This window comes from Actinomadura sp. J1-007, from assembly GCF_009793335.1.
Lineage (GTDB): Bacteria > Actinomycetota > Actinomycetes > Streptosporangiales > Streptosporangiaceae > Spirillospora > Spirillospora yumaensis.
On sequence record NZ_WING01000002.1, the window covers coordinates 329,548 to 347,396 of the forward strand.

General features: G+C 76.2%; 18 protein-coding genes. 7 read left to right on the forward strand and 11 right to left on the reverse strand.

The annotated features are described in order from the left end of the window. The first annotated feature begins 88 nt into the window (after positions 1-88). From GEV43_RS35495 to GEV43_RS35510, 4 genes are all read left to right on the forward strand, one after another. Positions 89-1,252 (forward strand): amidohydrolase family protein, encoded by a 1,164-nt coding sequence (locus tag GEV43_RS35495; RefSeq protein ID WP_160825154.1) that lies wholly within the window; start codon positions 89-91, stop codon positions 1,250-1,252. A 64-nt stretch (positions 1,253-1,316) separates the two neighbouring features. Further along, positions 1,317-2,711 (forward strand): FAD-dependent oxidoreductase, encoded by a 1,395-nt coding sequence (locus GEV43_RS35500; RefSeq protein ID WP_160825155.1) that lies wholly within the window; start codon positions 1,317-1,319, stop codon positions 2,709-2,711. A gap of 121 nt (positions 2,712-2,832) precedes the next feature. After that, positions 2,833-3,792, forward strand: coding sequence for a cation diffusion facilitator family transporter (locus tag GEV43_RS35505; protein ID WP_160825156.1), 960 nt, complete (start codon positions 2,833-2,835; stop codon positions 3,790-3,792). Between the two features lie 292 nt (positions 3,793-4,084). Further along, positions 4,085-6,505, forward strand: a complete 2,421-nt coding sequence (locus GEV43_RS35510; protein ID WP_160825157.1) for a LuxR C-terminal-related transcriptional regulator — start codon at positions 4,085-4,087, stop codon at positions 6,503-6,505. 12 nt (positions 6,506-6,517) lie between these two features. On the opposite strand, the gene GEV43_RS35515 is transcribed toward GEV43_RS35510, so the two are convergent. Both GEV43_RS35515 and GEV43_RS35520 read right to left on the reverse strand, forming a co-directional pair. Further along, positions 6,518-7,354 carry a maleylpyruvate isomerase family mycothiol-dependent enzyme gene (locus GEV43_RS35515; protein WP_160825158.1) on the reverse strand — a complete coding sequence of 279 codons (837 nt, stop codon included), beginning with the start codon at positions 7,352-7,354 and terminating at the stop codon, positions 6,518-6,520. A gap of 130 nt (positions 7,355-7,484) precedes the next feature. Beyond that, positions 7,485-8,174, reverse strand: a complete 690-nt coding sequence (locus tag GEV43_RS35520) for a hemerythrin domain-containing protein (protein ID WP_160825159.1) — start codon at positions 8,172-8,174, stop codon at positions 7,485-7,487. Positions 8,175-8,312: 138 nt separating this feature from the next. On the opposite strand from GEV43_RS35520, the gene GEV43_RS55435 reads away from it, so the two are divergent. Then, on the forward strand, positions 8,313-8,795 hold the full coding sequence (locus tag GEV43_RS55435; protein WP_309240107.1) for a sigma factor: 483 nt from the start codon (positions 8,313-8,315) through the stop codon (positions 8,793-8,795). Then, on the forward strand, positions 8,714-9,343 hold the full coding sequence (locus GEV43_RS35525) for a sigma factor-like helix-turn-helix DNA-binding protein (protein ID WP_309240108.1): 630 nt from the start codon (positions 8,714-8,716) through the stop codon (positions 9,341-9,343). The genes GEV43_RS55435 and GEV43_RS35525 overlap by 82 nt, the downstream gene beginning before the upstream one ends. On the opposite strand, the gene GEV43_RS35530 is transcribed toward GEV43_RS35525, so the two are convergent. The 7 genes from GEV43_RS35530 to GEV43_RS35560 are packed head-to-tail and all read right to left on the reverse strand — an operon-like array spanning position 9,327 to position 15,064. Continuing rightward, on the reverse strand, positions 9,327-9,947 hold the full coding sequence (locus tag GEV43_RS35530) for a 1-acyl-sn-glycerol-3-phosphate acyltransferase (protein ID WP_175250972.1): 621 nt from the start codon (positions 9,945-9,947) through the stop codon (positions 9,327-9,329). The genes GEV43_RS35525 and GEV43_RS35530 overlap by 17 nt on opposite strands. Then, on the reverse strand, positions 9,944-10,747 hold the full coding sequence (locus tag GEV43_RS35535) for a phosphatidate cytidylyltransferase (protein WP_160825160.1): 804 nt from the start codon (positions 10,745-10,747) through the stop codon (positions 9,944-9,946). The genes GEV43_RS35530 and GEV43_RS35535 overlap by 4 nt, the downstream gene beginning before the upstream one ends. Next, positions 10,744-11,352 carry a CDP-alcohol phosphatidyltransferase family protein gene (locus tag GEV43_RS35540; RefSeq protein ID WP_241684156.1) on the reverse strand — a complete coding sequence of 203 codons (609 nt, stop codon included), beginning with the start codon at positions 11,350-11,352 and terminating at the stop codon, positions 10,744-10,746. The genes GEV43_RS35535 and GEV43_RS35540 overlap by 4 nt, the downstream gene beginning before the upstream one ends. 36 nt (positions 11,353-11,388) lie before the next feature. Next, positions 11,389-12,330, reverse strand: a complete 942-nt coding sequence (locus GEV43_RS35545) for an MBL fold metallo-hydrolase (RefSeq protein WP_160825161.1) — start codon at positions 12,328-12,330, stop codon at positions 11,389-11,391. Next, a complete protein-coding gene (locus GEV43_RS35550) occupies positions 12,327-13,127 on the reverse strand; it encodes an SAM-dependent methyltransferase (protein ID WP_160825162.1) in 801 nt (266 codons plus the stop codon). The genes GEV43_RS35545 and GEV43_RS35550 overlap by 4 nt, the downstream gene beginning before the upstream one ends. Continuing rightward, positions 13,124-13,630, reverse strand: coding sequence for a hemerythrin domain-containing protein (locus GEV43_RS35555; RefSeq protein WP_160825163.1), 507 nt, complete (start codon positions 13,628-13,630; stop codon positions 13,124-13,126). The genes GEV43_RS35550 and GEV43_RS35555 overlap by 4 nt, the downstream gene beginning before the upstream one ends. Positions 13,631-13,648: 18 nt before the next feature. Continuing rightward, positions 13,649-15,064 (reverse strand): MFS transporter, encoded by a 1,416-nt coding sequence (locus GEV43_RS35560; protein WP_160825164.1) that lies wholly within the window; start codon positions 15,062-15,064, stop codon positions 13,649-13,651. A 120-nt stretch (positions 15,065-15,184) separates the two neighbouring features. On the opposite strand from GEV43_RS35560, the gene GEV43_RS35565 reads away from it, so the two are divergent. Beyond that, positions 15,185-15,808 (forward strand): TetR/AcrR family transcriptional regulator, encoded by a 624-nt coding sequence (locus tag GEV43_RS35565; RefSeq protein WP_309240109.1) that lies wholly within the window; start codon positions 15,185-15,187, stop codon positions 15,806-15,808. Positions 15,809-15,841: 33 nt separating this feature from the next. On the opposite strand, the gene GEV43_RS35570 is transcribed toward GEV43_RS35565, so the two are convergent. Both GEV43_RS35570 and GEV43_RS35575 read right to left on the reverse strand, forming a co-directional pair. After that, positions 15,842-16,795, reverse strand: coding sequence for a DUF5954 family protein (locus tag GEV43_RS35570; RefSeq protein WP_160825166.1), 954 nt, complete (start codon positions 16,793-16,795; stop codon positions 15,842-15,844). Next, on the reverse strand, positions 16,762-17,838 hold the full coding sequence (locus GEV43_RS35575) for a rod shape-determining protein (protein ID WP_160825167.1): 1,077 nt from the start codon (positions 17,836-17,838) through the stop codon (positions 16,762-16,764). Before GEV43_RS35575 ends, GEV43_RS35570 begins: the two co-directional genes overlap by 34 nt. Positions 17,839-17,849 lie beyond the last annotated feature (11 nt).

The following is a 17,849-nucleotide window of genomic DNA, read 5'->3' on the forward strand; positions in this document are numbered from 1 at the left end:
GATCGGCGGAACTCGGGGAGGCGGACCGGCGGGCGCGGCCCGTCCAGGGCATCGTAGGAAGACCGGCCGCCCGTTTCACGGAGGAACGATGCTGCACGAGCTGGAGTCGCTGCGGTTGATCGACCACCACTGCCACGGCGTGCCGCGCCGCGCGCTCGACCGGGACGCGTTCGAGGGGCTGCTCACGGAGGCGGGCGCGCCGCACGGGACGCTCGGCGGGAGCCTGTTCGACACCCAGACGGGGTTCGCCGTGCGGCGCTGGTGCGCGCCCGTGCTGGACCTGGAGCCGCACGCCGAGCCCGCCGACTACCTCGCGCGCAGGACGGAGCTGGGCCCGGACGAGGTCAACCGGCGCTTCCTCGCCGCCGCCGGGCTGGACGCCCTCTGCGTGGACACCGGCCACACCCCCGAGCCCCTCCTCGACCCCGCCGAGCTGGGACGGCTGGCCGGAGCGGACGCGTACGAGATCGTCCGCCTGGAACGCCTCGCCGAGGACGTCGCCGCGGCCGGGACCGGGGCCGCCGCGTTCGCCGGGGAGGTACGGGCACGGCTCGCCGACCGCGCCCGCGCCCCGGGCGTCGTCGGGGCGAAGTCCATCGCCGCGTACCGGGCCGGGCTGGAGCTGGCGGGCGAACGGCCGACCGGCGCGGAGGTCGAGGCGGCGGCCGGGCGGCTCCTGCGCGGAGCCGGCGCCGGAGCCGGCGCCGGAGCCGACGCGCAGGGCCGGGACGCGCCGCCCCGCGTCGCCGACGAGGTGCTGCACCGCTTCCTCGTGTGGACGGCCGCCGACCTCGGCCTGCCCGTCCAGTTCCACGTCGGGTACGGCGACGCGGACGCCGACCTGCGGCGCGGCGACCCGCTGCTGCTCACGGACCTGCTGCGCGCGCTCGCCCCGACGGGCACGCCCGTCCTGCTGCTGCACAACTACCCGTTCCACCGGCACGCCGGGTACCTCGCGCAGGTCTTCCCGAACGTGTTCGTGGACGCCGGGCTCGCCACCCACAACCTCGGCCACCGCGCGCCCGCGCTGATCGCCGAGCTGCTGGAGCTGGCGCCGTTCGGCAAGGTGCTGTACTCCTCCGACGCGTACGGGCTCGCGGAGTTCTACCACCTGGGCGCGGTGCTGTTCCGGCGCGGGCTCGCGCGGCTGCTGGCGTCCGGCGCCGAGCAGGGGGCCTGGACGCGACGCGACGCGCTGCGCGTCGCGGGCCTCGCCGCGTCCGGCAACGCCCGCCGCGTCTACCGGCTCTGACGTCCGAGTACGCTGCTGAACGATCATCGGAGCACGCACCCGACCACCCCCGGAGGGCGAGGCGATGGGCGACCACACGCGCGAACGGCTGCTGGTCATCGGCGGCGACGCGGCCGGGATGAGCGCCGCGTCGCAGGCGCGCCGGCGGCGCGGGCCGGACGAGCTGGAGATCGTGGTCCTCGAACGCGGCCGCTTCACCTCCTACTCCGCCTGCGGCATCCCGTACTACGTCGGCGGCGTCGTCGGGGACGCGGAGGAGCTCATCGCGCGGACGCCCGCCGAGTTCCGCGAACGCCGCATCGACGTGCGGACCCGCACGGAGGCCGTCGAGATCGACACCCGCGCCGGCCGGGTCCGGGTCCGCGACGTGGACGGCGGCGCCGAACGCTGGGAGGGCTACGACCAGCTCATGATCGCGACCGGTGCGGCGCCCGCCCGCCCGCGGCTGCCCGGCGCGGACGCCGACGGCGTCCACGGCGTGCAGACGCTGGACGACGGCATCGCGATCCGGCGCCTGGTGGAGGAGCGCGGCCCCCGCCGGGCGGTCGTGGTCGGCGGCGGCTACATCGGGCTGGAGATGGCCGAGGCGCTGGTCACGCGCGGCATCGAGGTGTCGCTGGTGGACGGCGCCGAGCAGCCGATGCGCACGCTCGACCCCGACATGGGACGGCTCGTCGCGGACGCGATGCGCGGCATCGGCGTCGGCCTGCACCTCGGCGAGCGCGTCGAGGGGTTCGACACGGAGAAGGGCGCGGTCACGGCCGTCCGCACGTCCGCCCGGACCCTGCCCGCCGACCTGGTGATCCTCGGGCTCGGCGTGAAGCCCGACAGCGGGCTGGCCCGCCGGGCCGGGATCGAGACCGGCCCGACCGGCGGCATCGTCACCGACCGCCGGATGCGCACCCGCGCCGAACGGGTCTGGGCCGCCGGCGACTGCGTCGAGACCCGCCACCTCGTCTCCGGCGCGCCCGTCGCGATCGCGCTCGGCACGCACGCCAACAAGCAGGGCCGCGTCGCGGGGATCAACCTCGGCGGCGGGTACGCGACGTTCCCCGGCGTCGTCGGGACGGCGATCTCCAAGATCTGCCACGTCGAGGTCGCCCGCACCGGCCTGAACGAGGCGGAGGCCGCCGCCGCGGGGTTCGCGACGCTGAGCGCCGTGGTCGAGTCGACCACGCGCGCGGGCTACCACCCCGGCGCGACCACGATGAAGACCAAGCTCGTCGTCGAGCGCCGGTCCGGGCGGCTGCTCGGCGGGCAGATCGTGGGCGAGGAGGGCGCCGCCAAGCGCGTGGACGGCCTCGCCATCGCCCTGTGGAACCGCATGACGGTGGAGGAGATGACCGGGCTGGACCTCGGCTACGCGCCGCCGTTCTCCCCGGTCTGGGACCCGGTCCTCATCGCCGCCCGCAAGGCCGCCGAACGCGTTGAATCAGACATGCGCGACAACCCGCTCTAAAGCGGCGGGAGACTCTGCCTGACCTGGGACGTTCCGCCGCCGGGCAGGTTTCGGCGGGCCGCGCGGCGGTAACCGTTCCGGCGATGAAGATCGTCGATCGGGGCCGGGGGTGCGGCGCGCCGTGAGCGCCGCGGCGGCGAGCGGGCGGCGCGGCATCGTCGTGACGATGGCCGTCGTCGCCGTGCAGACGGGCGTGCTCGGCGCGCTCAGCGCGGCGACCGGGTCGGCGTCGCTGTTCGCCGAGGCGATGCATGCCCTGGCCGACCTCGGCGTGCAGGCGTTCCTGCTCGTCGGGGTGGTGCGGGCGGGCCGCCCGCCGGACGACGCGCACCCGCTCGGGTACGGGCAGGAGGCGTTCTACTGGTCGCTGTTCGCCGCGATCGGGATCTTCGTCGGCGGCGGTGGCGCGGCCCTCAGGGAGGGCGTGACCGCCTGGGGGTCGGGCGAGGCGGGCCAGTCGTACCTGCTCGGCTACGTCGTGCTCGCCGTCATCGCCCTGATGGACGCCTACACCACGTTCGAGGCGGTCAGGGCGCTGCGGGCGCAGGGCGCGGCGCGGGGACGCTCGGCGGGGGAGCAGTTCGCCGCGACCAGCGACCCGGCCGTGCGGACGCTGTTCCTCGACAACATCGCCGGCGTCCTCGGCGCGCTGATCGCCATCGGCGGGCTCGCGCTGCACCAGCTCACCGGCGACGGGCGCTTCGACGCGGCGGCGAGCATCCTGATCGGGGCGCTGCTCATCGCGCTGTCGGTGGTGCTGCTGCGCGCCAACCGCGACCTGGTGACCTCCCCGAGCGTGCCGCCCGCGACGCTCGCGCGGCTCCGCGACGAGATCGCGGGCGTGCCCGGCGTCCGCGGCGTCGCCGACGTCCTCGCCGTCATCGTCGGGCCGGGGACGGTGCTGGTCGCGGCCCGCGTCGTCTTCGCGGGCGACCCGGCCTCCGGCGCCGTGGAGGACGCGGCCGAACGGGTCGAACGGCGGCTGCGCGAGTCCGGGCACGGCATGGTCGGCCGCGTCTACGTCACCCCCGTCGCGGGCCGCGCCCCGGACGGCGGACCCGACGGTGGACCCGGCGGGTGAACGGCGACCGTGCGCTGTCAGGGCGCGCGGTCAGATCCGTGCGGACGGCGGGTTACGGTCACGCGCACCGACCGTCCCGGACGGTTTCGCCGCTCGCGGCGATCGCCGTCGGCGCGCGGGCGTCCCGGGCCGCTCGCGGCCGGTGCGCGCGGGGTGGCGCTCCGTACGCCGACCACGCGAAGGGCCGTCCGTCAAGCCGTCAGAGCGGTTACGGGCGGGCGTAAAACGGTCGCTGCGGGGAGTGTTCGCATGGGTACAATGCCGCGACAGACGATCTGCTGGGGCGGCCAGATTGAAACTCGCGCTGGAGCGGCGGACGGGCAGGCTGCCCGCTGAATCGACCACGTTCGTCGGCCGCCGTGCCGAGATCGCGCGGATCCGCGAACTGCTCTCGACCGGACGCCTCGTCACGCTCACCGGCGTCGGCGGGGTCGGCAAGACCCGCCTCGCGGTGCGCGTCGCGGCCGGGGCGCGCGCGTCGTTCGCCGACGGGGTCCGCTTCATCGACCTGTCGGAGATCGACGACGTCGAGATGCTCCCGCACGCCGTCGCCGCCGCGCTGCACGCGCCCGACCAGACCGACGGCGACCCGTTCGACGCCCTCGCCGGATACCTGGAGGGCAGGCGCCTGCTGCTCATCCTCGACCACTGCGAGCACCTCCTCGACGGCTGCGCGATCCTCGTCAACGTCCTGCTGGCCGCCTCGCCCGGACTGCGCATCCTGGCGACCGGCCGCAAGGCCCTCGACACGACCGGCGAGCACGTCGTGCCGATCGCCCCGCTGCCCGTCCCGTCCCTCGGCGCGGACCCGGGCGCGGACCCGGGCGCGGACCCCGGCGCGGGCGAGGGGCGCGAGGCGCTGGCGCTGTTCGCCGACCGGGCCGCCGCCGCGTCGCCGGGGTTCGCGGTCGGCGACGGCAACCGCCGCGTGGTCGCCGAGCTGTGCCGCAGGCTGGAGGGCATCCCGCTCGCGATCGAGCTGGCCGCCGTGCGGCTGCGCGCGATGTCGGCCGAGCAGGTCCTGGACGGCCTGGACGACCGGTTCCGGCTGGCCGGCGGCGCGCGCGACGGGCCGGGCCGGCACCGGACGCTGATGGCCGCCGTCGCGTGGAGCCACGAGATGTGCACGCCCGACGAGCGCAGGCTGTGGGCGCGGCTGTCGGTGTTCGCGGGCGACTTCGACCTCAAGGCCGCCGAGCACGTCGGCGCCGACCCCGTCCCCGAGCCCGGGCTCGTCCCGCTGGTCGGCGCCGTCCCGCCGCCTGCGGACGACGCCGCGCCGCCGCTGAACGTCCTGGAGACGCTGTCGCGCCTCGTCGACAAGTTCATCGTCCGCAAGGAGCCGGGCGGCGATCGCTACCGCGTGCCCGACACCCTCGCCCGCCACGGCGCCGAGCGCCTGCGCGAGAGCGGCGAGGGGGACCTCGTCCGGCGCAGGCACCGCGACTGGTACCTGCGGCTGACCGAGCGGTTCGCCGAGCTGACCGTGACCGACGCGCAGTACCGGTGGCTCGACCGGCTCCGCGCCGAGCACGCCAACCTCGCCCGCGCGCTGGAGTACGGCCTCGCCACGCCGGGGGAGGAGGAGTCCGCGCTGCGGATGGCGGGCTCGACGTGGCTGTACTGGATCACCAACGGCATCTCCTGCGAGGGCCGGTACTGGCTCGGCCGCGTCCTCGCCGCCGCCCCGCGGCCCACCCGCGCGCGGGCCGAGGCGCTCTGGGCGTACGCCGTCCTCGTCATGGTCCGGGGAGCCGACCTCGACGCCGCCCGCCCGTTCGCCCGGGAGCTGCGCGAGCTGGCGGACGAGCTGGGCGCGGCGGAGCCGCGGGCCTGGGCCGACAACCTCGACGGCCAGCTCGCCCTCTTCGCGTCCGACGCCCCGGCCGCGCTGGAGTCCCTCGGACGCGCCGTGGCGGTGCTGCGCGAGTACCCGGCGGGCGGCGTGCTGATGCAGACCTACCCGCTGCTCGCGTCCGCCCACCTCCTGGCCGGCGACGTCGACCGGGCCGTCGCCGTCTGCGAGGAGGGCCGCGGGCTGGGGCTGCGGCTCGGGGAGCGGTGGTTCAGCTCGTACTGCGTGTTCACGCGGGGCCTCGCGCGCTGGATGCGGGGCGACGCCGCCGCCGCGACCGCCGACTCCCGCACCTGCATGCGGCTCCAGGCGGGCGCGCACGACCTGGTCGGGATGGCGTTCCTGGTCGACTCGCTCGCCTGGTACGCGATGGACCTGGGCGACGCCCGCCGCGCGGCGCGCCTGCTCGGCTCCGCCAGGACCGTCTGGGACGCGGTCAGCCGCCCCCATCTCGGCGTGCGCGGCTTCCTCGCCCTGCGCGAACGCTGCGAGGGCAAGGCCCGCCTCGCGCTCGGCGACGAGGTGTTCGCGGTGTACGCGGCGGAGGGCGCGGCCCGCCCGATCGAGGAGGTCGTCGCCGAGGAGACCGGCGTCACCCGTCCCGCCGCCGCGGTGGCGCGGGTGCCGAACGGCGTCCGGCCGCCCGACCGCGACGGCGCGTGGGCGCCGCTGACGCGGCGGGAGGCCGAGGTCGCGCGGCTGGTCGCCGAGGGCCTGACCGACGGCGAGATCGCCGCCCGGCTGGTGATCGCCCCCGGCACCGCCGAGGCCCACATCGAGCAGATCATGGCCAAGCTCGACGTCCGCTCCCGCACGCTGATCGCCCTCTGGGTCGCCGAGCGCCGCGCGTCGGGCTGACCCGCCGCGGCGTCACCGGATGATGGAGACGATTGACAGCGCGGCGGAGACGAGGGCGGGGTGGCCGCCGGTACGGGCCCGTCCGGCGGCCTCGTCCGGGGTGATCCCGCGCGTGCAGAGCCGCCACGCCGAGTCGGCGTCCAGCTCCACCCGCGCGTCCGGCGCCCCCGCGTCGTCGCGCAGCGCCCACCGCTCGGCCGTCCGCGCGCAGGTCCAGGTGCCGTGACCGGTGACGGTGAACGCGAGGGACGTCCCGGCGGGGGCGTCCACGGCGCGCATCGTGTGGGGGAGCGCGCGCATGAACGTGTCGAGGACGACGCCGACGTGCTCGGCCAGGCCGGGCAGCCCCAGCGCGTCGCGGATCTGCTGGTGGTGCGTCCAGTACTCGGTGAAGTCGCGGGCCGCGTCCAGCCACACCGGGTGCTCCTCGGGACCCGCCCAGGAGACCGGGCCGCCGAGCGCGTCGATGTCCGCGCCGCGCCAGTGCGCCACGATCTCGTCGCCGACGTGGTCGAGCAGGTCGACGAGCACGCGGGGGCTCATCCGCCGCGCCGCGGTCACCCACTCCTCGTTGACCCGGTCGATGAACCGGGGGAACGGCTCGTCCGGCCCCGGCTGGAGCCGCCAGTGCCCGTCGCGGACCATCGAGAGGCGGCCCACGTGGTCGCCGAGCACGTGGGCCGCGACGTCCTGCACCGACCACCCGGGGCAGGCGGTGGCGCGGTTCCAGCCGTCCGCCCCGGACGGGGAGCCGTCCAGCTCGCGCAGCAGGCCGACGAACGCGGCCTGCCACCCGGCGAACAGCGGGCGGACGTCGATGCGGGGGCCGAGCCAGGACAGGTCGGTCATGGAGTCCTCTCGTCCGGCGCGGCGCGCGCGTGCGGTGCACCGGTACGGTGCGTCGCGCGGGCGCGGCGCGCGGGTGGGTGAACGGCGGTGCGGACGAGTCTGCCAAAAGCGCCGGGACGCGCGCCTCCCGTTAAACGTTCCAGAGGCGCCGCTTGCGGTACCGGGGCTCCCACGTCAGGCGGTTGAGGGCGCGCACCGGCGGCGGCATCGACGCGAGGAACCGGCTGCGGTCCACCGGGGCCGCCCCGTCCACGATCCACGGGACGAACACCGCCGCGCCCTTCACGCCCTGCCGCCGCCGCATCTCGCCGGTGAAGGCGCGCCAGTCGTCCTGCGTGAGCACCGACCGCATGAGCGGCAGCGCGGACCCCTCCTCGTGCGTGAGGTGTTCGCCGAGCACCGCGCGCAGCTCATCCACGCGTTCGGCGAGCCCGTCCACCGGCGCGCCGCCCGCGCGCCGCGCAGGTACGGGCTTCCCGGCGCCGCCGGGCAGGGCGGCGTCCACGGCGGCGAGCAGCGGGTCGATGCGGGCGTGCTCGTCCTCCATGGCCCGCAGCAGGTCGAGGTCGGCCCGGCTTCCGGCGGCGGCCCGCGCGACGCGCGGCCACAGGACGGCGTCCTCGACGGCGTGGTGCAGGTGGAGCTGGCGGGTGAAGTTCTCCCACCCCGCGCGGACCAGGGGCGCGTCCGCCTTGCCCGCCGCGACGGCGGTGGCGAGGCGGTCGAGGTCGCGGCGGAACGCGTCGTGCGCCGCGTACATGACGGTGAAGTCGATCGTGTCGCCCGTGGGCGGCTGCTCCGTTCGGCTGAACGTTTCCATGCCCTCTTAGAGCGGCCGGGGCCCCGCCCATGTGACATCGGCGCCCGCCGCTGAGACATGGCTCACAGAAGCGGCCGGGGATGTCACATCCGGCCGCCGCGCGCCCTCATGGAGGTGAGCGCGCGATGGGGAGGCACCATGACCGAGGACCGGAACGGGACCGCGCCGGACGGCCCGGCGGAGGACGGCCCGGCGAAGGACGGCCCGGCGGAGGACGTGACCGGGGCGTTCGTCGGCCATCGGGAACTGCTGTTCTCGATCGTCTACAACCTGCTCGGCAGCGTCGCCGACACCGAGGACGTCCTCCAGGAGACCTGGCTGTCGTGGGCGCGCCGCAGCGCCCGCCCGGCCGAGCCGGTCGAACGGCCCCGCCCGTACCTGGTGCGGATCGCCGTCAACCACGCGCTCGCCCGCCAGGCGACGATCAGCAGGCGGCGCGAGACGTACATCGGCCCCTGGCTGCCCGACCCGATCGTCACCTCCGACGCCCCGGACGCGGCCGGCCCGCGCGCCCCGCCGCCCTGGCCGGAGCCTTCGACGTGGCCGACCCGGGCGACGTGGCCGACGCGGCGGACGGGGCGGACGCGGTCCAGCGCGCGGAGTCGGTGTCGTTGGCGCTGATGGTCGTCCTGGAGACGCTCACGCCGCTCGAACGGGCCGTGTTCGTGCTGCACGAGGTGTTCGGCTACGCCCATCCCGAGATCGCGGGCATCCTGGACCGCAGCCCGTCGGCCGTTCGGCAGCTCGCCCACCGCGCCCGCGAGCACGTCCAGGCGCGCCGTCCGCGCTACCGGTCCGACCCGCGGCTGCGGCGCGAGGTCACCGAACGGTTCCTGACGGCCGTGCGGGGCGGCGACCTCCAGGCGCTGCTGCGGATCCTCGCACCGGACGTGGTGCTGTGGGCCGACGGCGGCGGCAAGGCGCGCGCGGCGGGGCTGCGCCCGCTGCACGGCCGCGAGCGCGTCGCCCGCGTGATCGCCGCCTCGTCGCGGCGCGGGATCGCCGGCTTCAACGTCCGCTACCGGGGCGTCAACGGCGACCCCTCGGTGCTGCTGTTCAGCGGCGACGCGCCGTTCGCGGTGATCGTGCTGGAGCTCACGCCGGACCGCGGCCAGGTCAGCGGGGTCTACGCCGTCACCAACCCCGACAAGCTCACCCGCGTCCACTGACCGCCCGCCCAGCCCGCGCGCCACGGGCGTCAGCCGGACGGGGCTTGTCCGGCCAGTTCGCGGACGGACGTGCGGGCGGCCCCGAGGTCGTGCGTCGCGGGCCGAACCGCACCTGGACGCGGGTGCGGCGGAGGCGGCCGTGGACGCCGAGCAGGTCGCGGGTCCCGGTGAGCCCGGCGGGGACGAGCGGGACGCCCGCGAGGTCCGCCAGGCGGGCGGCGCCCGAGCGGAACTCGGCCACCTCGCCGTCGCGCGAGCGCGTCCCCTCCGGGAACACGATCACCGAACGGCCCCGGGCGAGCTGGGCCGCCGCGGCGGCGAGGTCGTCGAAGCCGCCCCGGGCGCGGCGCACCGGGAACCCGGCGACCGCGGCCCGGCAGACCAGCGACCGCGCGCGGGTCGCGAACCAGTAGTCGGCCGCCGCGGCGACCACCGGGCGGCGGCGGGCGGGCAGCGCGGCGAGGAGCGCGACGGTGTCGGCGTGCGAGGAGTGGTTGGCGACGATCACGCACGGGCCGTCCGGCGCGGGGCCGGCGACGTCGAGGCCGCCCGCGGCGCGGAACGCGGCGCGCCAGGCGGCGCGGCGGACGTACGCGGCGATCATGACAGCACCATCGCCACGGCGAGCGCCACGAGCAGGGAGTCGATCCGGTCCAGCAGGCCGCCGAAGCCGGGGAGCCAGTGCCCGGCGTCCTTGACCCCGGCGCCGCGCTTCAGCATGGACTCCAGGAGGTCGCCGAGCGGCGCGCCCGCCGCGACGGCGACGACGGTCGCGGGCGTCGCCGCGCCGAGCAGGACGAGGATCGCGACGCCCCCGGCCGCTCCGCCCGCGACGCCGCCCCACCGCTTGGCGGGGCTGAGCGGCGACAGCGCGGGCCCGCGCAGCAGCTTGCCGCCGCACCAGGCCGACACGTCCGCGACCGCGATCGCCGCGCACAGCGGCAGGGCGAGGTCGCCGAGCAGGACGAGCCCGCTGAGCGGCGCGAGCCAGACCACGCCGAACGCGGCGCCGCGGGCCCGTTCCGCGCCGGTCGCGGTGTCGCCCGCGAGGACCGGCAGCAGCGCGACCGCGAGGAGCGCCGCCACCAGCAGGCGGAGCAGGTGGCCCGGCGCGAGCCAGGCCGTGAGGGGGAACGCGACCAGGGCGGCGGCCATCACCGCGAGGTCCGTACGGCGCAGGCGGGCGAGGCGGGCGTACTCGGCGGCGGCGACCAGCGCGGCCCCCGCCGCGAGCGCGGCCGTGCCGGGGGCGCCCAGCCAGAACGCGGCGCCGAAGAGCGGGACGATCACCAGCCAGCTCAGCCAGCGCTCGATCAGCTCCCGGCGGCCCGCGCCGAGCACCGCGACGCCGCTGACGGCGAACGCGCCGGTCAGGTAGGGCAGGGACTGGAGGGGCACGGTCACAGCGACCTCCGGATGCGTCCGAGCCGGACGGCCGCGGTCAGCAGCGATCCGGCGGCGAGCACGGCGAGCAGCGGGACGGCCCAGCCGGTGAACGCGACGAGCGCGAGCAGCAGGCAGCGCTCGGTCTTCCCGACGGGCCACCCCTGCGGGCGCGGGCCCCCGGCCGCCGCGCCCGCGAGCGACACCCAGGACGGCAGCGTCGCCGCGAGCGCCGCGGCGGCCACGATCCAGGCGGGCGCGAGCGCGAGGCAGCCCGCGAGGACGGCCAGCTCGGCGGCGCGGTCGCCGAGCTCGTTCAGCACCGACCCCCACGGCGTGCCGCGCCCGGTCTCCCGGGCGATCGCGCCGTCGAGGTTGGCGCACGCGAGCCGCGCCGCGAGCAGCAGCGTGACCAGGAGCCCGGCGAGCGGGCCGGGCGCGGTGAGGGCGAGGGCGCAGCCCGCCCCGGCGCCCGCGGCGACCCCGGCGGCCGTGACCGCGTCGGGGACACCCGGCGCCGGACGAGCGCGGCCCGGACGCCGCCGAGCCGGTCCGCGTACCAGGGCTTGAGCGCGTAGAGTCCGTCCATGCCGCCCAGCGTCGCGCGCGCCGGGCGCCCGGGACATCCGTCCCCCTACTCGGTTACCTCTGAGTAGCGGTGACTACGCCCGGCAGGTGAGCGGCTTTCCGCCGTTGTAGGTGACCATGTCGGCCATGGCCATCACCACGTCGATCTCGGCGCCGGGCTCGGCCCCGTCCAGCTCGGCGTAGGCGCGGTGCAGGTTGCCGACGATCCGTTCGGGGTCGGTCAGGCCGGCGTACGGCCCGAGGTCGGTCTCGCGCCCCGCCTCCAGCGGGGACAGGCCCGCGGCCCGGCCCGCGACCGCGGTGTCCTGGACGAACCGCAGGTAGCCGAGCACCTCGTCGATCAGCCCGGGGCCGGAGACGGGCCCGTGCCCCGGCACGATCGTCTCGGCGCCGAGCGGCTTGACGACCTCCTCCAGCACGGAGATCGCGCCCGCGACGGAGCCCTGCATGAGGAACGGCGTGCCGCCGTTGAACAGCAGGTCGCCGCAGAACAGCACCCGCCGGTCCGGGACCCACACGATCGAGTCGTTCGGCGTGTGCGCCGGAGCGCCCACGTGGCGCACCTCGCAGCGCAGGTCGTCCACCCACAGCGTGACGCCCTCGGTGTAGGTGAGGAACGGCGGCTCCAGCTCGATGCCGCCCCAGTCCACCGGCGTCCAGACCGGCGCGTCGAACGGCCGGCCCCAGCCGAGCACGCCCTCGCGGGTCCGCTCGTGCCCGACGACCGTCGCGCCCGCGAACAGGTAGTTGCCGAACGTGTGGTCGCCGTGGTGGTGGGTGTTGACGAGCGTGCGGACGGGCCGCGGCGTCACCGACGCGATCGCGTCCAGGTACGCGCGGGTGCGGCGCTCGGTGGAGCAGGCGTCCACGCTGACCACGCCCCGGTGGCCGGCGAGGAAGCCGGTGTTGTTGATCCACCAGGTGCCGTCGGGCTGGAGGTAGGCGTAGATCCCCTCGGACACCTCCTCCAGGCGCGGCCTGCCGGGGGAAGTGACGTCGCGGGCGACGCCGCTCACGGCTTGCGGCCGACGGCGCAGTAGCTCGGGATGTCGCGGTCGGTGAAGCTCGTCGCCTCGTCCGGCCGCCACTTCGGCAGCGGCACCAGGCCGGGCTCGACCAGCTCCAGCCCGGCGAACAGCGCGCCGATCTCCTCGGGGTGGCGGCCCGACACGGGCGTGGCGCCGCTCTCGTTCCACCGCCGCGCCGCCTCGTCGATCGCCTCGCTGTGCACGGGCTGCGCGATCGCCAGATGGCTGCCGGACGGCAGCGGCGCGAGCAGCCGGCCGACGATCGACAGCGCCTCGGCCTGGTCGGTGATGAACTCCATGATCGCCAGCATGGTGACCGCGACCGGCTCGGACAGGTCGAGCGTCGCGCGGGCGGCCTCGACGATCCGGTCCGGGTCGCGCACGTCGGCGTCGAGGTAGGCGGTCGCGCCCTCCGGCGTGCTGGTCAGCAGCGCCCGCGCGTGCACGAGGACGATCGGGTCGTTGTCGACGTAGACGATGCGGCTCTCGGGCGCGAGGGACTGCGCGACCTCGTGGGTGTTGTTGGCGGTCGGGATGCCGGTGCCGATGTCGAGGAACTGCCGGATCCCCGCCTCCCGCACCAGGTAGCGGACGGCGCGCGCGAGGAACTGCCGGTCGGCGCGGGCGACCTCCACCCAGTCGGGCATGGCGCCGAGCAGGTGCTCGCCCGCCTCCCGGTCGGCGGCGAAGTGGTCCTTGCCGCCCAGCCAGTAGTCCCACACCCGCGCGGGGTGCGGGACGCTCGTGTCGATCCCCGGGGGGACCGGGGCGGAGGTGTCGCTCATGTGGGGCCGTCCAGGAAGTCGGGGCGTGACGCGTGCCAGCCGGGGACGTCCAGCGAGTTGAGCGCGGAGACGATCCGCTTCTCCTCGTAGACGAAATGCGTTTCCATCAGAGCCGCAAGCGTATCCAGTTCGGCCCGTACGGATCGCGCTTTCCCCGGGTCGGCCTTCTCCGTTTCGAGTCCGCTCATCAGGGATTCCAGTCGGCGCAGCGCGTCGGACACCAGTACGTGATCGTTCCGCAACTCATCGAGTACGGGACGCAATTGCGGGAAGCGCCGTTCGAGGACGGGGAACGCGCCGCCGTCCTCGCCGGTGTGGTGCCGGTCCAGAGCGGAGCAGAAGGAGAGGCAGTGCGCGCGCAGCTCGCGGGGACGTTCGCCGCCGCCGTCCAGATAGGCGTCGAGGTCGTCGCGAAGCCGGTCAAGTTCGTCGCGGAGCCAGAGGTGGACCTCGACCAATTGGTTGCCGAAGGCGGCGAGTCGTTCGTTCGATTCAGTGGCCATGTCGGAACGGAAATCCCATCACCCGCGGGAAGGCGCGTCAACCGGCGCGCCCGAGTGCCGCGGCGCCGCGGGCAGTACGAGAGCGAGCCCCGCGGCGACGGCGAGGAAGGCCGCGCAGCCGAGGAACGCGTGCCCGTACGCGGCCGCCGCGCTGCCGGAGGAGCCCGGCGCGAACGTGCTCAGCGCCGCCAGCCCGAGCGCCCCGCCGACCTGCTTGGCGGTGTTCATCAGCCCGGACGCCGCGCCCGCGTCGCCGTCCGCGACCCCGCCCGTGACCGTGCTCGTCAGCGGGGTGGTGAACAGCCCGCCCCCGACCGAGATCGGGATCGCGGGCCCGAGGACGCCGGTGACGTACCCGTCGCCCGCGCCGGTACGGCTCTGCCACAGGAACCCGGCGGCGGCGACCAGCGCCCCGGTGGCGATCAGCACGCGGTCGTCCAGCCGCCGCATGAGGCGGGGCGTGGCGTACAGGCCGACCGCGAGGGTGAGCAGGGTGTGCGGGAGGAACGCCGCGCCGGTGCGCAGGGCCGAGTAGTGCAGCACGTTCTGCATGACCAGGGTGAGGAAGTACCACAGCGGGATCTGGAAGCAGGCCCCGGCGAGCAGCATGACCGCGTTGCCGACGGCGATCGCGCGGGTCCGCAGCAGCCGCGGCGGCATCAGCGGGTGCGCGGCGTACCGGGCCTCGACGGCTGCGAACGCCGCGAGCGCGACGACCGCGAGGGCGAGCGCGCCCGCCGCCGCCGGGTCGGCCGGACCGCCGTGCTCCCCGGCGCGGGACAGGCCGTACGTCAGCGCCGACAGCCCGGCGGTGACCAGGACCGCGCCGGGCAGGTCGAGCCGCCGCCCCCGCGACGGCGGCGGACCGGCGGGCAGGGCGCGGACGGCCGCGGCGACCGCCGCCGCGCCCACCGGCACGTTGACCAGCAGGATCCACCGCCACGACGCCGCCTCGGTGAGCAGCCCGCCGAGCAGGTTGCCCGCCGCGCCGCCGGTCAGCCCGACGGCGGTCCAGATCGCGAGCGCGCGGGTGCGGGCGGGCCCCTCGGGGAACGCGGTCGTGAGGACGGTCAGCGTCACCGGCGCGAGCACGGCCGCGCCGAGCCCCTGCGCGGCGCGGGCCGCGATCAGCGTGGCGGGTCCGGTGGCGAGGCCGCCGACCAGGCTCGCGCCCGAGAACAGCAGCAGGCCCGCGACGAAGACCCGCCGGTGCCCGTACAGGTCGGCGAGCCGCCCGCCGAGCAGCAGGAACCCGCCGAACGCGAGCGCGTAGGCCCCGGCCACCCACGGCAGCCCCGACGGGCCGAACCCCAGGTCGTCCCGGATCGCCGGAAGCGCGACGTTCACCACCGACACGTCCAGGACGACCATGAACTGCGCCGCGCACGCCACGGCCAGCACCGTTCCCGCCCGCGCCGCGCCGCGCCCGCCCATCCGCGCCCCCGTTCCCGATCAAATCAATGTGATCGCATCGTTATGACTGTCGCCCGAAGGCTAGGGTCGCTAGACTCGTCCCGTCAATCCGATGCGTCTACATTGAAAAGGGGAGACGCGGTGAACCGTCGCACGCGCGGGCCGGGCGCGCGGCACGAGGAGCGGCGCGAGCAGATCGCCGACGCGGTCCTCGCGATCGTCGCCGGGCGCGGGCTCCAGGCGGTCTCGCAGACCGAGGTCGCCGCGCGGGCGGGGGTCTCGGCCGGACGCGTCCAGCACTACTTCCCCGCGAAGAAGGAGCTGATCGAGGCGGCGTTCGACCGGGCGAACGCGCGGAGCACCGCCCGCATCCGGCGGCTCGTCGGCGGCGACCCGCTCACCGCGCCGCCCCGCGAGGCCCTCACGGTCGTGCTCACCCAGCTCGTCCCGCACGACCCCGAGACGCGCACGCACCTGCGGGTACGGCAGTCGTTCACCGCGCTCGCGCTGTCGGACGAGGCCATCGCCGGACGGATGCGCGCCCGGTACGCCGAGTTCCACCGCGAGCTGGCCGTGCTCGTACGGCGCGCCCAGGACGCGGGCGCCGCGCCCGCCGGACTCGACCCCCGGACGGCGGCGGTACGGCTCGCGGCACTGGCCGAAGGGCTCGCCTACTACGTCCTCATCGGCATCACCGAACCCGAGGACGCGCGGGAGCAGATCCTCGCGGCGATCGCCGACGTCCACGGGGAACGACCCGCGTAGCGGCGGACGGCGGCGGGGCCCAGAGAGACAGGGTCAGTCGTCGGTGAAGTAGGCGTCGGCGGCCGACTCGTCGGACGGGCGGGCCGGTTCGGGGCCGTCGGGCCCGACCCGGATCATCCGCACCACCCGGATCGTCCGGTAGCGGCGCCCGGCGACGACGAACTCGACCTCGTGGGCCGCGGCCTCGATGCGCCCGGCGGCGGCCGCGTACTCGGCGAGCTCGCCCGGCGTCGGCTCGGGCCGTCCGGGCAGCGGGAAGCGGGGGAGGATCTCGCGGAAGGTGTAGGCGAGGGCGCGGCGGGCGTCGCCGGGGCCGCTGCCTCCGGTGATCGGGCTCCAGCCGGCGTCGCGCTCCTCGACCACGGTGTACTCGGGCGGCAGCAGCACCACGCCGGGGTGGTTCTTGACCGCGTCGACGGCCTCGCGCCGTTCGGTCTCGGGGACCGTTCCGGCGGCGGGGACGAGGCTGAGCAGCTCCAGCCGGAGCGCGGCCTCGGACGGGCCGACCGGCGCGACCGGGTCGATCGGGTAGCCCTTGAGCGGCGCCTCCTCGGTGTCGGTCGCCCGCGCGGGCTCGGGGCCGTCCGCGCCGAACCGGGTGAACCCGAGCACCCGGACGATGCGGAAGCGCCGCCCGGCCACCGGCCAGTCGCTCGCCCGGTCGGCCTCGCCCTCGTCCTCCTCGGGGTCGAGCCGCCGCGCCGCCGCGACCAGCTCGCGCGCGTCGGCGGGGCTGGTCTCGGCCGCCGTCCGCAGGTGGATCGCGAGGTCCACGCGGGCGCCCGCGGGCTCCGCCGCGCCGAGGGACAGGACGCGCCACGCCCCGCCGGCCTGCTCGGCGCAGCCGAAGTCGGGCGGGCCCGCGCCGACGACCTTGGGGTAGACGCGCATCCGCTCGGCGGCCTCCTGGTCGCGGACCGCCTCGACGGGATCGAGGTCCCTGACGACGTTGATCAGGTCGTACCCGGGCATCCCCTCGAAGGCCATGCACCCATCGTGACGCCGTGCCGCTCGCTTCGCAGCGGAAACCGGCCAACGCGCGGGTAGTCGCCGCGCAGGAACGCGGCGGCCCCGAGCACGGCGGCGTCGGGGGCGTTCTGCCCGGCCTCGGCGCGCAGCCCGGTCTCGGTGCGGATGTAGCGGTCCAGGCCCGGCAGCCGCGCCGTCCCGCCGGTCAGGGTGAGGCCGGAGTGGAGCAGGTCGCTGGAGATCTCCGGGGAGCAGCGCCCGACGCCGACCCGGACGGCGTCCACGATGGCGTCCACCGCGCGGGCGATGGCGCGCTGCACCTCCGCGCCGGTCAGCACGACCGGGCGCGGCAGCCCGCTGGCGAGGTCGCGGCCGTGCACGAGGATGCGCCGGGTCCGCTGCTTGCCCTTGGGCAGCGCGGAGCCGACGGCGAGCTTGGCGGACTCGGCCGCGACCGGCGACAGCGCGACGTCGTGCTCGCGCCGCACCTGGGCGATGATGGCGCGGTCCAGCGAGGCGCCGCCGACCTTCGCCATGTGCGAGCTGACCAGCCCGCCGAACGCGATGATGCCGATGTCGGTGACCTCCGCGCCGATGTCGGCGACGATGACGACCTCGCCGTCGGTCACCGAGAGCCCGGCGCCCGCGGCCGCGGCGAGCGGCGTCGGGACGAGGCTGAGCCGGCGGGCCCCCGCCTGGAAGGCCGCCGCCTGCACGGCGTCGAACTGCACCGGCGTGAGCCCGCTCGGCACGCACACGACCATGCGCGGCTTGGCGGTGTAGCGGCGCCCGTGGTGGGTGCGCACGAGGTGCCGCAGCAGGTACTCGGTCTCGTCGGCCTCCGCCGGGGCGCCCTGCCGGATCGGGTGGATCAGCGAGATGTCGGTGCTGCGGCCCGCGAGGGCGCGGGCGGAAGCGCCGAGCGCCAGTATCCTCCCGGTCTGCCGGGAGCGGGCGAGGACGGCGGGCTCGCGGGCGACCACGCCCCGCCCGTTGAGGTGCATCCGCACGGTGGCGCTGCCCAGGTCGACGGCGGTGTCCCTGCACGAGTACGTCCACATGCTCCGCATCG

Coding starts and splice junctions, on each gene's coding strand:
- GEV43_RS35530 (WP_175250972.1), bottom strand. CDS start 9,947: ATGATCGCCGCGTACGTCCGCCGCGCCGCCTGGCGCGCCGCGTTCCGC.
- GEV43_RS35540 (WP_241684156.1), bottom strand. CDS start 11,352: ATGTCCCGGGCGCCCGGCGCGCGCGACGCTGGGCGGCATGGACGGACT.
- GEV43_RS35560 (WP_160825164.1), bottom strand. CDS start 15,064: ATGGGCGGGCGCGGCGCGGCGCGGGCGGGAACGGTGCTGGCCGTGGCG.
- GEV43_RS35570 (WP_160825166.1), bottom strand. CDS start 16,795: ATGGCCTTCGAGGGGATGCCCGGGTACGACCTGATCAACGTCGTCAGG.
- GEV43_RS35500 (WP_160825155.1), top strand. CDS start 1,317: ATGGGCGACCACACGCGCGAACGGCTGCTGGTCATCGGCGGCGACGCG.
- GEV43_RS55435 (WP_309240107.1), top strand. CDS start 8,313: ATGACCGAGGACCGGAACGGGACCGCGCCGGACGGCCCGGCGGAGGAC.
- GEV43_RS35555 (WP_160825163.1), bottom strand. CDS start 13,630: ATGGCCACTGAATCGAACGAACGACTCGCCGCCTTCGGCAACCAATTG.
- GEV43_RS35520 (WP_160825159.1), bottom strand. CDS start 8,174: ATGGAAACGTTCAGCCGAACGGAGCAGCCGCCCACGGGCGACACGATC.
- GEV43_RS35550 (WP_160825162.1), bottom strand. CDS start 13,127: ATGAGCGACACCTCCGCCCCGGTCCCCCCGGGGATCGACACGAGCGTC.
- GEV43_RS35495 (WP_160825154.1), top strand. CDS start 89: ATGCTGCACGAGCTGGAGTCGCTGCGGTTGATCGACCACCACTGCCAC.
- GEV43_RS35515 (WP_160825158.1), bottom strand. CDS start 7,354: ATGACCGACCTGTCCTGGCTCGGCCCCCGCATCGACGTCCGCCCGCTG.
- GEV43_RS35575 (WP_160825167.1), bottom strand. CDS start 17,838: ATGTGGACGTACTCGTGCAGGGACACCGCCGTCGACCTGGGCAGCGCC.